The organism is Cupriavidus sp. TMH.W2 (assembly GCF_050847365.1).
GTDB lineage: Bacteria > Pseudomonadota > Gammaproteobacteria > Burkholderiales > Burkholderiaceae > Cupriavidus.
Window position 1 is genome coordinate 307,968 of record NZ_CP193793.1, and the last position, 15,184, is coordinate 323,151.

Sequence of the window (15,184 nt, forward strand, 5' to 3'; positions counted from 1 at the left end):
GAGGAGGCACGCGCCGGCATCAAACGGGATGGGGGGAGGCGATGAAAACAAAGAAGATGCGGAAGCGGACGACGATTTCGCTTGCGTTGCTGGGCGCGGCAGCATCCAGCGCACACGCTTACGATTTCACGGCAGGGCCGGAGGACGCCATCAAGGGCTCGCTGGTCAGCAACATCACCGCCGGTGCGGGGGTTCGCGTGAAGAATCCGAGCTGTGCGCTCACCGGTGATCCGACCAGCAATAGCTGCGGCGCATCGGCCAACACGGACCAGTGGGGCGCGGGCGACAACGGCGACCTGAATTACAAGAAGGGCAAGCCGTTCAGCACGTATCTGAGTGCGACCAGTGAACTGCTGCTGACGATGCCCGGCCAGGGGCTAAAGTTCATGGCGCGTGGCACGGGCATGTACGACTTCATGGCCAAGAACACGGAGCGCACGCCGCTAGCCAGCGACGCGAAGGCGCAGGTTGTCTACGACGCGCAGCTGCTCGATCTGTGGGGCGAGAAGGACTTCACGATTGCCGACCGGAACGCGCACATCCGTGTCGGTAACCAGGTGATCAACTGGGGCGAGAGCATGTACGCCATGGGCGGCATCAATGCCACCAACTCGCTCGATATCCAGAAGCTGCTGATCCCGGGTTCGCAGCTCAAACAAGCGCTGCGGCCGGCCCCGATGGTCAGCTTTGCCGCTGACCTGTCCCACGGGCTGAGCACCGAGGCCTACTACCAGGCCATCTGGAACGGTAACCGCTACCCGCCGGTGGGCACGTTCTGGTCCCCCACCAACGCATACGGTCGGGGCGCGGAGCCGTTCACGGTCAACACGAACAACTTTAACGCGAACGGCCCGAGCGCAGGTACGGTCGCGCGCCAGAACGGGCTGAACAGCCGTGATGCGGGCACGATTGCCGCGATCAACAATGGCCTCGTCAACGGAGACTTTGCGGGGCCGCCCTCGTTCGATTTTGGTCTTCCCGTCTCGACCAAGCTGCCGCCGAAGTACAAGCCGCAGTTCGGCGTCAAGTTCAACTATGTGCCGCGGACCATCGACGCGAACTTCGCCTTCTATTACCTCAACTACGTTGACAAGTCGCCGGTGTTGACCTCGTTTTCGAACAACACGCTGCAATGGACGAATCAGACCAACCGTCAGCTCTTTGGCGTGAGCGCGAATTTCCCGTTGGGCCCGTGGGCAATCGGCACCGAGTTGTCGTATCGTCCGCATGATGCGGTGGCGCTGTCGAGTTGCTACGGCGCCGGTGGCCCGGCCGACCTGAACGTGAACCCCGGCGGTGTCGACTGCCAGCAGTTTGTCGACCGCAAGAAGATTCAGTTCGGCATAAACGGCCTGCTGGCGCTGACGCGCAGCGAGTACCCGTTCATCAAGCTGCTCGGTGCGGACTCGGCAACGTTGACCGCCGAAGCGACGTGGATCTACTACCCCGGCCTGGGTTCGAGCGTCACGCGCACGATCAACGGCCAGCAGATCACGCAAGTCCCCCAGGCGGGTTACCTGACCTGGCTGAACACCAATTCTGGCACGGGCTATCCGATCGGGATGGGGCAGGGCACGTCGAGTTCCGTGGGCACGACGATCGACTTCAACTGGACCTATGACGGCACCTTGATCCCGGGTTGGCAGGTGACGCCTGGCGTGACCTTCAATGCCGCGCTCTACGGCTACACGCCGACGTTCTCGGCCAACTACATGCAAGGTGCCAAGTCGGCCAACTTCTACGTGCTGTTCAACCAGAACCCGACGGTGTGGCAGGCCGGCATCAATTTCACGATGTTCTGGGGTGGCCACAACAACGTAGGCAACCCGTACTCGGATCGCAATTTCATCGGGGCATTCGTCACGCGGAATTTCTGACGGGGCAGCCTGTTGGAAGCGGCGCACGCGGTGCGCCGCGGGAATACTTGAAGGAGCAGTGTCGTGTTGAATCGTCTTGTTGCGGGGCTGGAAAGAGCCTTCTTCGGCCACCGCGCGATCGTGCTGGCGGTGATTGGGCTGTTTACAGCCGTGATGGCCGTGTTCGCCGTGCAACTGCGCATGGACGCCGGTTTCGAGAAGCAGATGCCGATCGGCCATGAGTACATCCAGACGTTCCAGAAGTACCGGAACGATCTGCTTGGCGCGAACCGCATCACCGTGGTGGTGCGCGCGAAAAAGGGTTCGATCTGGACGCCGCAAGGGCTGACGCGTCTGTATCAGGTGACGCAGGCGGTCACGTACCTGCCGAACGTTGACCGGGTCGGGGTCCGCTCGCTCTGGACGCCCAACTCCTTCGTCAACGAGATCACGGAGGAAGGTTTTCGTGCCGAACCGATCATCTCGGGCAATATCACGCCCGATCAGCTGACACCCCAGACCGTTGCCAGCATTCGCCGCGCGACCACGCTGGGTGGCTATGTCGGCACGCTGGTGTCGCACAACGAAGACAGCGCGATGATCACGGCCGAGCTCAACGAGCGCGATCGCAACGGCAAAGTGCTCGACTATGTGGCGTTCAACCATACGCTCGAAGACAAGATCCGCAAGCCGTTCGAGGATGCCGGCTACGAAGTCCAGATCATCGGCTTTGCCAAGCAGATCGGTGACATCGCCGACGGTGCCACCGCCGTGCTCGGCTTCTGCGGCATTGCGCTGCTGCTGACTGCGCTCGCCGTCTACTGGTACTGCCATTCGGTTCGCTTTACTGTGCTGCTCATTGTCTGCTCGCTGTCGTCGCTGGTCTGGCAGTTCGGCTCGTTGCGGCTGCTGGGCTATGGCCTGGACCCGCTCGCCGTGCTGGTGCCCTTCCTGGTGTTCGCAATCGGGGTCTCGCACGGCGTGCAGCAGGTCAACTTCATCGTGCGTGAGATCGCACGCGGGAGCAGCTCGTATGACGCAGCACGCTACAGCTTCAGCGGCCTGCTAATCCCTGGCGTGCTGGCCCTCGTCACTGCTTTCGTGTCGTTCATCACGCTGCTGCTGATCCCGATCCCGATGGTGCGCGAACTGGCGATCACTGCGTCGCTGGGCGTGGCCTACAAGATCGTCACGAACCTGATCCTGCTACCGGTTGCTGCGTCATGCTTCAACTTCACCCAGGAGTACGCCGAAAGCGCGCTCAAGCGTAGCGCTCGCCGTTCGGCGTTGCTGCGTCCGCTGTCGCGGGTGGCGGAGCCGAAGTTCGCCGCTGTCACGCTCGCGGTCACGCTGGTGGTGTTTGGACTCTCGGTTTGGCAGAGCCGCGACCGCGTGATCGGCACGCTGCAGCCTGGGGCACCGGAGCTGCGTGAGGAAGCGCGGTTCAATCGCGACGCGACGTCGATCGCCGGCAACTACGACATGGGCCTTGACTGGCTGTCGCTGGCCATCGAGTCAAGCGGCAAGGCGTGTGACAACCCGGCAGTCGGCCTGTATGAGAACGAGTTCACGGCGGCCATGCGTACCGTGCCGGGTGTGGTGTCGGCCCAGTCGTACTCGGGCATGCTGCGCACCTACAACAAGGGCTACAACGAAGATTATCCAAAGATGAACGTGGTGCCGATCGACCCCGATAACTACGGTGCGGTGTCGGTCGATGTCGGGCGCCTGAAGGGCTTCATGACGGCCGATTGCAGCATGACCGCGGTCCACCTGTACCTGACTGACCACAAGGCAACGACGATCAACCGGATTCTTGACCGCGTGAAGCAGTACCGCGCTTCCCACCCGTTCCCCGGCATCAATATCCGGCTCGCGGCGGGCAACGCCGGCGTGCTCGCCGCCACGAATGACGAGGTGGAGAAGAGCGAGTTGCCGATGATGCTGTACGTGTACGCGGCGATCGTGATTCTCGTGTTCCTCGCGTACCGCGACTGGCGCTCGATGCTGGCCTGCTGCGTGCCGCTGTCGGTGGCGACCTTTATCGGCTACTGGTTCATGAAGGAGCTGAAAATCGGTCTGACAGTGGCCACCCTGCCGGTCATGGTGCTGGCGGTCGGGATCGGCGTGGACTACGCGCTGTACATCTACAACCGGCTGCAGCGGCACTTGGCCGAAGGCGATCCGATCGAGCGGGCGATGGAGCGGGCGCTCGAGTTCGAATGCGTGGCCACGATCTTTACCGCCATCACGCTGGCGATCGGCGTGGCGACATGGAGCTTCTCGGCGCTCAAGTTCCAGGCCGACATGGGCAAGCTGCTGGCCTTCATGTTCCTCGTCAACCTGGTGATGGCCATGACGGCACTGCCGGCGCTGGCCTCGGTACTGGAGCGCTGGTTCCCGCGCCGTACGCCGGCGCGCGTACCGGGCCTGCTCAGCCACTGATGCACCGATGCGCAAGAGCGTTCTTACCGAGATTTCAGCCATGATCAAGACTCTCGTTGCCAGCATCGCGCTCTGCGCGGCCACGGCGGCATTTGCACAAGCACCAGCGGAAGGCACGGTCGCAACGTGGGCCGCAAAGCCGGCGCACGCGTGGGGCGCGCCGACCCACATGATGCTGCTGGACGCCACGCGCGCCGGCAGACGCATCGTTGCCGTGGGCGAGCACGGCATCGTCCTGCTGTCGGATGACGAAGGCAAGACCTACCGGCAGGCCCGTAGTGTGCCGGTTTCCGCCACGCTGTCTGCCGTCACCTTCACCGATGACAAGCACGGCTGGGTGGTAGGGCAGTGGGGTGTGATTCTCGCGACAAATGACGGCGGTGAAACCTGGCAAAAACAGCGCATGGACACCGCGGTCGATCAACCGCTGTTCTCCGTGCACTTTATGAACGACCACGATGGCATTGCCGTCGGCCTTTGGTCGCTGATGCTGCAGACGCATGACGGCGGCAAGACCTGGGCCAAGGTGACGCTGCCTAAGCCGCCCGGCGGCGGCAAGGCCGACCGCAACCTGTACCACGTGTTTGCCGATCAGAAGGCTGCGCTCTATATCTCCGCCGAGCAGGGGACCGTGCTCAAGTCGACCGACGGCGGCGTCAATTGGGACTACCTGGCGACGGGGGGTAAGGGCTCGCTGTGGTCTGGCGTGGCGACTCCCGATGGCCGGATTGTAGTTGGCGGTCTGCTCGGCAGCCTGTTCCAGAGCAGCGATGGCGGAGCGACCTGGTCGCCGCTGAAAGCGGAAACGAAGAGCTCGATCACCAATCTCGTCGCGGCCGGCAAGGGACTCCTTGCGGTCGGGCTCGACGGACTGGTCATGCAGCAGCGTGCCGATGGTGCGCCGTTCGACGTCGCTCAACGCCCGGACCGCGCAGCGCTCACCGCAGCGGTGATCGATGCAGGCGGAAAGCCGATCCTGTTTTCGAATGACGGCGTGCTGACCGGGCTCTGAGCACGTAGGCAATTCCGGTCTGGACGCGTGGGCTGTCCTGACCATGCTCGAAGAGGAACAACAAAATGCATAGCGAAGAGGCATCGAGCGTGATGCCGGAGAACGAGCCGAAGAAACAGCCGGAGGTACCGGGCCGGCGTCAACTTCTGCGGATGGCAGCCGTGGGCGCCGCGTCACTGGCCGCAGGCAAGGTCGCGATGGCGGAGGGTGTCACGGCGCCATCTGCGAATCGCGGCGTGCTGGACGTCGTGATCATCGGCGCAGGTTTGGCGGGGCTCACTGCTGCGCGGGATCTAAAGCGCGCCGGGTGCGATTCGTTCGTCGTTCTGGAAGCGCGTGATCGTGTCGGCGGGCGCACGTTCAACCACGATCTGGGCAATGGCATTGTCTCCGAGGCCGGCGGACAGTGGGCCGGCCCCGGCCAGACCGCCATCTTCGATCTGGCGCGGGAGCTGGAGGTCGATACGTTCCCTACCTTCTATGCGGGCAAGACTACGGTACTGGCCGGCGATGCCCGGGTGGCGCAGGATTTTCACGGGGGCGCCGGCACCGATGAAGCGATCGGCGCCAAGCTTGGCGAGCTGGCGCGCGGCGTGCCGTCCAGCGCACCGTGGAAAGCGAAGAATGCGGCAGAGCTCGACAAGCTGACGTATGGTGACTGGCTATTGAAGCAAGGCCTGAAATACGAAGATGGATATTTCATGGGCCTGGCTGCGAAGCTGACGACGGGCGGCGCCCCGGCCCAGCTCGGGTTGCTGGGCTATCTGTCGCAGATCAACAGCGCCAGCAACAGCCTTGACCAGCTTGAGTCGATCAAGGGCGGTGCGCAGGAAACGCGCTTTGTCGGCGGCTCGCAGATTCTCAGCATCAAGATGGCGCAGGATCTCGGCGACAAGATCAGGCTATCCAGTCCGGTGCGCAAGATTAGCGGCTGGAATCGCGATGTGGTGGAAGTCATCACCGATCAGGGCGTCGTACGCGCCCGCCGTGTCATCGTGGCGATGAATCCTGCGCTGTGCAACCAGGTCGTCTACGACCCCCCGCTGCCCGAAGGGCGCTCGCAATTGCAGCGGCGTTGGCCTGCGAATGCGCCGATGCGCAAGACGGTGCACGTCTATGACAAGCCGTTCTGGCAGGACGATGGCCTGAACGGACAGATCTTCCAGATCGGCGGCCCCGTCTCAATGGCCTACGACAACTCGCCTCCGGACCGGTCTGTCGGGATCATCAGCGCGTTCGTGCCGCCGGGTTCGCTGCCCGGGGATCCCAAAGCTGCGGAGAAGACGTTGTCGGCGATCTATGCCAGGGCGTTCGGAGACAAAGCGCTGCACCCGAAGCAGTTCCACGACCATGACTGGGGCAGGGTCGATCCGTGGACGCTGCAGTGCATACATCCGTTGCCTCCTGGTTTCCTGACCAAGTGGGGGCAATTCCTCCATCCCTCGGTCGGCAGGCTGATCTGGTCAGGTACCGAGACTGCCGAAATCTGGCCCGGCGCGATGGACGGCGCTGTGCGCTCCGGCCATCGGGCGGCGTTGCAGGCATTGGCCGCTCTGACCCACCAGGGCGAGGTGGCATAAATGAAGCGGGCCTTGATTATTGTTACGGTTGTGGCGGTTGCCACGGCAGCCGTTGCGGGCGCGCTCTACGGTCGCGATCTGATGGATGGCTTGCATTATGAGAAAGCCATGCTCCAGTTGGGTGAAGCGGGCGAGACCAATGCCGGCCCCTGGCCGCAGTATCAGGAGACATGCTTTGTTTGCCACGGCCCGCACGGGCAGTCGCTCAACGGATGGTACCCGGCACTGTCGGGCCAGCCGAAGGCGTACATAGCCGCCCAGTTGCATGCGTTTGCCAACGACCAGCGGCCCAACCCCTATATGGGGCCGATTGCCAGGGAGATGTCCGACGCGCAGATCGATGCTCTCGCCAGCTACTTCGCCCAGCAAGCGCCGGCGCGGAATGAGGACGTTCCAGCCGATGCGGACATGCTGAAGCGAGGACTGGCCCTGGTCCAGGCCAGGAGTTGCCAGGCCTGCCATGGCGAGAAGCTGATGGGCAAGGATCAGGCGCCGCGCCTGGCGGGGCAAGGGGCGGACTATCTTGCCAAGCAGCTTGCTGACTTCAAGACAGGCGCGCGCAAGGATCCGACAGGCGCCATGAACGGCGTTGCCGCGGCGTTGTCGAGCGCGGACGTTCCTGCGGTGGCGCGCTACCTGGCCGGCGTCTCGCCTGAAGGCGATGCGGCAGCGACTCGCTAGACCGACGCATGTCCCTAACCTCCCTCACTTTCATGGAGCAACAACGGTGATCAAAGTCAGCGTGCTTTACCCGAATAACGACGACAACACTTTCGACTTCGCGTATTACCTCGACCAGCACATGCCAATGGTGCAGCGTCTCGTGGGCGACGCATGCAAGGGCAGCGAAGTCGAAGAGGGGCTGGCAGGCGGCGCGCCCGGACAGCCGCCGGCCTACCGTGCCGCGGCACACATGTACTTCGACTCGGTGGAAGCTTTCCAGTCGGCATTCGGGCCGCACGCAAACGCGATCCTTGCTGACGTGCCGAACTACACGAACATCGCGCCGATGCTGCAGATTAGCGCCGTGCGGGCGTAGTTTTCATCCCATGCTAGTCGGTGCCCTTGCTCGCTAACCAGATCAGCGCAGACATCGCGTCGACGGCGATGCGCCTTGGCTGGTGCCGTCGAGGCGGGTACGCCGGTCAGGTCTCCTAGGTCCCGGCAATTTGGTCTCCTCCGGGGTCTTTATGCCGTGTCCGCACGGCATTTTTTATGCGCCGGGCAGCGGCATCAGCCGGAGGTGCAAGTCCCGCCAAGCCTGAGATGGCAAAAAAGGAAGCACAAGGGCGTCGTCATGAGGCCGGGGCCGAAGGAAGCGTGCAGCAAAACCACGACCTCCGAGTGCGCGCGTGAACGAAAAACACAGGGTATTCCCTGTCTTTTTTTTCCTGTTCGTAATTGTCATCATGACCTACCTTTGTACATATGTTCTACAAAGTAATGCGCTCGATTTGCGAGTGTCGCGACCCCGACATTCGGGCGGCTCCGGCATTCGCGCGTTTGGATTGACCCAACTTTCAACACCTCAAAAATCAGGAGACAACCATGGCAAAGCACCCCGTCGTCGTTTATGGCGCAAGCGGTTACACCGGCATGTTGATCATGGACTGGCTGATCGACCAGAACATCCCGTTCACCGCCGTGGCGCGCAACGCAGGCCGGACCAGGGAAATGATGGCGCAGCGCGTCGTGCGCCTTGAATCGGCCGACTACGAGATCATCGAGGCGGAACACAACGTGGATGCGCTCGTGAATGCGTTCCGAGGCGCGAAGGTCGTCTGCAACACCGTCGGGCCGTTCTTCAATTTCGGCCTGGTTGCGGTGGAAGCTGCGCTCAAGGCCGGTTGCCACTACCTCGACACTACCGGCGAGCAACATTTCATTCGCCAGGTGCGCGACCAGTTTGGCGAGCTGTACCGTCAGGCTGGCCTGCTGTTGTCGCCGTCGAACGCATACATGTACACGTTCGCTGAAATCGCTGCCGAGCTGGCGCTCGAAACGCCGGGTGTCGATGCGCTCGAGACGGCAACCTTGACCCGCGGCCCGCGCGGTGCCGGCGCCGGTGTGAGCGTCGGCTCCACGGCCACCATCTTCGAAGGCTATCGCCAGGAATCCTGCTATCTGTGGGAAAAGGCGCTGGTGCCTCATGAAAAACAGGCTTCCTTCAACGTGGCGTCTCCCGATTTCCTGCAGCCGGTGTTCGCGCTGCCGTGGGGCGGCACGTCGCTGCCGGTGTACTTCCAGCACGATCCTCGCGTGCGCAGCTGCATCTCTTGCGTAGGTTTCTACGACAACAACGCGATGCAGATGGTGCACGGGCTCGGCCAGAAGTGGGATGCGGAGTATGCGCATCTGCCGCGTGAACAGCAGGATGCGGTGCTCAAGCAGCTCGTCGACTCTGTGACCCCGTCGATGCCGCCGCGCGAGCGCACGTCGCTGCATCGCACTGTCGACTTCGCGATCGGCCGTGGTCAGCTCGCTTCGGTGCGAGCGACGCTGCACGGCATCACGCCGTACATTGCCACCGGTGCCATTCACGCTGCCGGTGTCGCCAAGCTGCTCGACGGTGACAGCGCCAAGGTTGGTTTCGCCTCCGGCTCGAAGGCGTTCGGACACCGCTACCTGCTCGGCTTCCTGGAGCAGCGTGGCCTGGCGCGCGCCACGATCTCGCAGCTGTAACCGCTACTGCCGGGCGGCCTGACAAGGCATCAGGCCGCGCAGGGCACATACAGCAGCACGCCCCGGACGCTGTGCTGGGGCGGCGCCGAAAATCAATTGAAGAAGGGGTTCGCTATGCGACTCGAGCACATTGGTATTGCCGCAGTGATCGTGGCGGGCGGGCTGGCATCAGGCAGCCCATGGACGCAGACCGGCCGCATCGGCACGCTCGAGCTGGGCGCGCTGGATTCGCGCACAGAAGCCGGTACCGATGACGCTGGTTTACGCCGCTTCGACCCTTACACGCAAGGCCAGCGCGCGGGGCGGTTCGACCCCTACACGGATGGCATGGGCCGCCCCGGCTCCGACCTGGTATGGCTCCAAAGGAACACTTAAATGGCAATCATTGATTTCTTCGACCGTGGGTGGCGCATCAACCCCCATGGCATCGCCTATATCCAGGGCGAGCGCAGCTTCTCGTTCCAGGAGATCGGTGAGCTTTCATGCCGCATCGCCAACGGCCTGCTGGCTGCCGGTTTCGAGAAGGAGGCGAAGGCTGCGGTCTGGGCGGACAACGACGTGGTCGGCTGGGCCTGCGCGCTTGGCATGTGGCGCGCCGGCATGGTGTATATCCCCGTCAACGGGCGCAACGCGGTGGCCGAGAACCAGTACGTGCTCGACGCGTTCGATTGTGAGGCGCTGTTCTTTACCCAGGCCTTCGCATCGACCCTTGAAGCACTGCGTGCGAGCCTGCCTAAGGTAAAGCTGTGGGTGTGCATTGACGCCGAACTGCCGTGGGCACCGTCGCTCGAAACGTGGAGCGCCGGCCAGCCGACGACCATGCCGCGCGTCGAGTACGACATGGACGACATCGTCACACTGTCGGCCACTGGTGGCACGACGGGCACGCCCAAGGGCGTGATGAACACGCACCGTGTGTTCCAGACCTACTTCTCGCACTTCATGATCGCGTTCCCGTACGGAACGCAGCGCCCGGTGAACCTTGCCGCCGCGCCCATGACGCATACCGCGGGGATGATGTCGCTGCCGTGTACGGCACGCGGAGGCACCGTGGTCGTGCTTCCGAAGCCTGATCCGGCCCTGCTGCTGGACGCCATCGCCAGGCATCGCGTCACCGAGTTCTTCCTGCCGCCGACGGTCATCTATCGTCTGCTCGATATTCCGGGCATCGAGCAGCGGGATTTCTCGTCGCTCAGGTATTTCCTCTACGGCGCGGCACCGATGTCGATCGAGAAGCTCAAGCAAGCGATCGAGGTATTCGGCCCGGTCATGGCCGGCGGTTACGGGCAGACCGAAGCTGCGGCATCGATCTCCAACATGGCGCCGGCCGAACACTTCACTGACGGCAAGGTCGCGTCCGATGAACGGTTGTCCTCGGTTGGCCGGCCGAACCCGCTTATCCGCGTCGAGATCCTGGACGATAAGGGCGAGGCGCTGCCGCAAGGAGAGACCGGTGAAATCTGCGTGCGCGGCGACCTCGTGATGAAGGGCTACTACAAGGCACCGGACAATACCGCCGAGACCATCGTCGACGGCTGGCTGCATACCGGCGACATCGGTCACCTTGACGCAGAGGGTTACCTGCACATCACCGACCGCAAGAAGGACATGATCATCAGCGGCGGCTTCAACGTCTATCCGAGCGAGGTCGAGCAGGTCATCTGGGCGCACCCGGCGGTGCAGGACTGCGCGGTGATCGGCGTGCCTGATGACAAGTGGGGCGAAGCGGTGAAGGCGGTCGTGGAGCTCAATGTCGGCCAGACGGTAAGTGCCGACGAGCTCGTGGCCTTGTGCAAGGACAAGCTCGGTTCCGTCAAGGCGCCTAAAAGCGTGGAGTTTGTCGCTGCACTGCCGCGCAGCACGGTGGGCAAGGTGTTGAAGAAAGACTTGCGCGAGCAGTACTGGCAAGGCCTGGAACGCAAGATCTGACGAGAGCGATCAACGATGAGCAACATCTACATTGCCGGTATCGCCATGACGGTGTTCGGCCGGCACCTGGAACGCAGCATCGAAGACCTGGCGGGCGAAGCGCTGCGCGGCGCATTGCAGGACGCCGGCTGCAGCCCCGCTGCCATTGGCACGGCTTACTACTCCGGCATTACCAATGGCTCGCTGCAAGGCCAACTGTCGATCCCTGGCCAGGTCGTGTTCAGCAAGATCGGGCTGGAAGGTATTCCGGTGTTCAACGTCGAGAATGCCTGCGCATCGGGCAGCACCGCCGTGCATCTGGCGGTGCAAAGCCTGAAGGCCGGAGTGTGCGACGTGGCATTGGCCATCGGCGCGGAGAAGATGAACGTGCCGGACAAGGCGAAATCGTTTGCATTGTTCGAGGGCGGTTGGGATGTCTCGCGCGTGGAAGATAACTTTGCCAGCCTGATGACGCTGGGCGAGGGCGTCGAGCCGCCGCCCGGCTCGGAATCCGACCGGCCCTACAGCCGCTTCATGTCGGTCTACGCCGCGCTGTGCCGGTATCACATGAAGACCCACGGCACGACGCAGCGTCAGATCGCCGCCGTCTCTGCGAAGAACCACGGTCATTCGGTGCACAACCCGCTTTCGCAGTTCCGCAAGCCGTTCACGATCGACGAGGTACTCGCGGCGCCGCCGATTACTTATCCGATCACGCTGCCGATGTGTGCGCCGGTCTCGGACGGAGCGGCTGCCGCCATCCTCTGTACCGAGGATGGGCTGCGACGCATCGGTGCGGATCGCAGCCGTTGCATCCGGGTCGCGGCCAGCGTGATCCGCAGCTTCACGCATCGGCGCATCGACGAGCCAGAGAAGAACATCGGCCGCCTGGCCGCGCTGCAGGCCTACGAGCAGGCTGGCCTGGGCCCCGCGGACATGGACGTTGCCGAGGTGCACGATGCCTCGGCCATGGGGGAGATCATCCAGGCCGAAAACCTCGGGCTGGTGCCCCTCGGCCAGGGTGGCCCCGCTGCCGAGCGAGGCGACTTTACGATCGGCGGACGCATCCCCATCAACACCTCGGGCGGCCTCGAATCGAAGGGCCACCCCTTGGGCGCAACGGGCATCGGCCAGCTCTATGAACTGGTTACCCAGTTGCGGGGCGAAGCGGGTGCACGCCAGGTGCAGGGCGCACGCCATGCCATTCAGGAGAACGGTGGCGGTTTCCAGGGCATCGAAGAAGCCGCGCTGGCGGTGCACATCCTGAGCACGGATTGACGGAGTCGGAACGCGCAAAGGGCTTCGATAACAAACGGAACGGCAGGCCGGCAACTTGCGCATGACCTGGCGTACTTTCGTAAAAGGCACAGCAGCGGCGGCGGTCGTGGTGCCGGCAGTGGCTGCCACGCAAAGCATGCGCACCGAACCAATGGAGGACGAAAAAAGAGATGGCCAACCTGGAAAAGTATCGAGCCCTTGGCGGATGGGTTGAAAAGCCCGATGACATGCAACCTGCCCTCGAAGGCGACGTCAATGCCGATGTGGTGATCGTTGGCGCCGGCTTTGCCGGCCTCCTGGCCGCACTGGAATTGGCCAGGCAAGGGGCAAAAGTGGTCGTGCTGGAGCGCGAGTTCGCCGGCTTTGGTGCGAGCGGGCGCAACGCGGGCTACCTGGCCGGCGCCGGCGGGCTCGAATACGACCTGTTCCTCAAGGACATCGGCACCGAGCGCGCCAGGCAGATCATCCGCTACTACGAAGACGCCGTCCCGTTCGTCGAGGGCAAGCTCGAGGAACACGGCATCGATTGCGACTACAACCCGTCGGGGATCATTCGCGCCGGCATCCATCCATCGCAGGAAAAGAAAATCCGCAAGAGCATGCGGGTCAGCGCCGGGCTGGGGTTGCACACCGAATTTCTGGACGGTGCCCAGATGCGCGCCCGCGGGATTCCGCCGGCGTTTCTGTTCGGTGAATACACAGCGACAGGCGGCACGCTCGATCCGGGCAAGTATGTCATGGGACTGCGGCGCGCAGCACTGCGAGCCGGTGTGAAGCTCTACGAGAACACGCCGGTGCTGTCTTACACCGAGGGACCCGTCATTCAGGTGAAGACGCCGCACGGCGTCGTGAGTGCCCCGGCGCTGATGCTTGCCACCAATGCCTACACCCCGCAGCTTGGGCTGCTTGCCAACACGGTGGTGCCGCTGCGGGTGTCTGCCATCGAGACCGAGCCGCTTTCCGCCGCGCAATTGGCGTCGTTGGGCTGGGCGCGGCGTGAAGGTATCGTTACCGTGCACTGGATCATGGAAAGCCACCGTCTGACGGCGCGTAACACGCTCCTGGTGACGACCAAGCGACTCCACTATCCCTACGGCTCCAAAACACCGAATGTGCCGGACCACGATCAGTATCGCGAGCTGAGCGCGGCACTGCGTGACCGCTTCCCAACCTTGAAAGACATCGGCATCCGGGCATGCTGGAGCGGCTATATCAGTTTCGCGAACGATGCGCTGCCGGTGGTTGGCACAACGGGCACGAACCAGAATATCTATTACTCGGCCGGGTGTTCCGGACATGGTGTCGCCACGCACTCCATGGTCGGCCACCTGATTGCCCAGCGGATTGGCGGTACCGAGCCCGCGCTGCTGGCAGCGGTGCGCCACGAGACGCCCAGGACGCTGCCTGAGCCTTTCCGATGGTGCACTGTGAACGGCGCATTGGCTGGAGCGGCCGTGATGGACAACTGGCTGAACCGCAACGTGCGTGACGCCGCCCGACCGGGATAGCGCCACGGCGCACTGCGGAGCGAAAGACCGAGGTTGTTGTCAGGTGGTGTCGCGCCAATCCGGCGAAGCGCTATTATAAGGACTTCTGTTAGGTATGATGTCCAAACATGACGAAAACGACCAAGGCGCCTGTTGTGCGGCGCATCACAAAGAAGCGTCAGCCTTCCCGTGTGACCGCTGCGGGAAACGCCACTGAAGGGCTGCGGGCCCAAGGCTTGCGCACGCGCAATGCGATCGTGCGTATGGCGAGGAAGCTCCTGCTCGAGACCGGCTCGATGGATTTCTCGTTGCGCGCGGTGGCGTTGCGTGCGGGCATCAGTGTGAGCAACCTCCAGTATTACTTCCCGACCCGCGTCGCCGTGCTGCGAGCGGTGATGGAACCTGAAATCAAGGTGTACCTGGATGAACTGAAGCGCGTTATCGGTGGGGGCGTAACGCCGCATGAGGTGTTTGACAAGATCATCAAGCAAACGCTTCAGGACATGATAGACGCCAAGTACGTGGCGTTGTGGCGGGACTTCCTTTCGTTCGCGTCGACCGATCCCGAATGCGCCCGGCTCTTCGACGAGTGGTACGAGACGCTGACGGATGAACTCGCACGCGTGATTCGTGGCATGAGTCCAAAATACGACGTCGCCGGCAGCCTGCATGTTGCCGCGCTGCTCATTTCGATGGGCGACGGATTGGCGCTTCAGCTCGGGACAGGGCGTACGCGGCGCGCCGCCCTGAAAGGACTTGAAGAGCGATACCGGACCATGGCCTACGCCATGGTGGAGTTCGGAGCGTCGCGCACCAGCGAAAAGTAGCCACCCAAAAGCAGGCGCGGCAATCCAGCACGACAGGGGAATACCCTGTCTTTTTTTTTTGCCATGTTATTTGTACAGTGACCTATTGTTGGTAAGGTGTTCTATTAAC

12 protein-coding genes are annotated in these 15,184 nt (G+C 63.0%); all 12 read left to right on the top strand.

Features of this window, described 5'->3' with window-relative positions:
• Positions 1–41 precede the first annotated feature (41 nt).
• The 12 genes from ACREYQ_RS19020 (at position 42) to ACREYQ_RS19075 (ending at position 15,075) form a co-directional block, all read left to right on the top strand.
• Positions 42–1,877 (top strand): DUF1302 domain-containing protein, encoded by a 1,836-nt coding sequence (locus ACREYQ_RS19020; protein WP_432261742.1) that lies wholly within the window; start codon positions 42–44, stop codon positions 1,875–1,877.
• A gap of 63 nt (positions 1,878–1,940) precedes the next feature.
• Positions 1,941–4,301 (top strand): efflux RND transporter permease subunit, encoded by a 2,361-nt coding sequence (locus ACREYQ_RS19025; protein ID WP_432261743.1) that lies wholly within the window; start codon positions 1,941–1,943, stop codon positions 4,299–4,301.
• A gap of 40 nt (positions 4,302–4,341) precedes the next feature.
• On the top strand, positions 4,342–5,313 hold the full coding sequence (locus ACREYQ_RS19030) for a WD40/YVTN/BNR-like repeat-containing protein (protein ID WP_432261744.1): 972 nt from the start codon (positions 4,342–4,344) through the stop codon (positions 5,311–5,313).
• A 152-nt stretch (positions 5,314–5,465) separates the two neighbouring features.
• Positions 5,466–6,893 (top strand): flavin monoamine oxidase family protein, encoded by a 1,428-nt coding sequence (locus ACREYQ_RS19035; RefSeq protein ID WP_432262597.1) that lies wholly within the window; start codon positions 5,466–5,468, stop codon positions 6,891–6,893.
• Positions 6,894–7,574 (top strand): c-type cytochrome, encoded by a 681-nt coding sequence (locus ACREYQ_RS19040; protein WP_432261745.1) that lies wholly within the window; start codon positions 6,894–6,896, stop codon positions 7,572–7,574.
• A 46-nt stretch (positions 7,575–7,620) separates the two neighbouring features.
• Positions 7,621–7,932, top strand: coding sequence for an EthD family reductase (locus tag ACREYQ_RS19045; protein ID WP_432261746.1), 312 nt, complete (start codon positions 7,621–7,623; stop codon positions 7,930–7,932).
• Positions 7,933–8,441: 509 nt separating this feature from the next.
• The gene (locus tag ACREYQ_RS19050) at positions 8,442–9,575 is read left to right on the top strand and encodes a saccharopine dehydrogenase family protein (protein ID WP_432261747.1); all 1,134 of its coding nucleotides are present in this window, start codon (positions 8,442–8,444) and stop codon (positions 9,573–9,575) included.
• 114 nt (positions 9,576–9,689) lie between these two features.
• On the top strand, positions 9,690–9,950 hold the full coding sequence (locus tag ACREYQ_RS19055; protein ID WP_432261748.1) for a hypothetical protein: 261 nt from the start codon (positions 9,690–9,692) through the stop codon (positions 9,948–9,950).
• Positions 9,951–11,504, top strand: a complete 1,554-nt coding sequence (locus ACREYQ_RS19060; protein ID WP_432261749.1) for a class I adenylate-forming enzyme family protein — start codon at positions 9,951–9,953, stop codon at positions 11,502–11,504.
• A 15-nt stretch (positions 11,505–11,519) separates the two neighbouring features.
• Positions 11,520–12,761: a thiolase family protein gene (locus ACREYQ_RS19065; protein WP_432261750.1), complete on the top strand. Its 1,242-nt coding sequence runs from the start codon at positions 11,520–11,522 to the stop codon at positions 12,759–12,761.
• A 170-nt stretch (positions 12,762–12,931) separates the two neighbouring features.
• Positions 12,932–14,269, top strand: coding sequence for an NAD(P)/FAD-dependent oxidoreductase (locus ACREYQ_RS19070; protein WP_432261751.1), 1,338 nt, complete (start codon positions 12,932–12,934; stop codon positions 14,267–14,269).
• 107 nt (positions 14,270–14,376) lie between these two features.
• Positions 14,377–15,075, top strand: coding sequence for a TetR/AcrR family transcriptional regulator (locus ACREYQ_RS19075; protein WP_432261752.1), 699 nt, complete (start codon positions 14,377–14,379; stop codon positions 15,073–15,075).
• Positions 15,076–15,184: the final 109 nt, after the last annotated feature.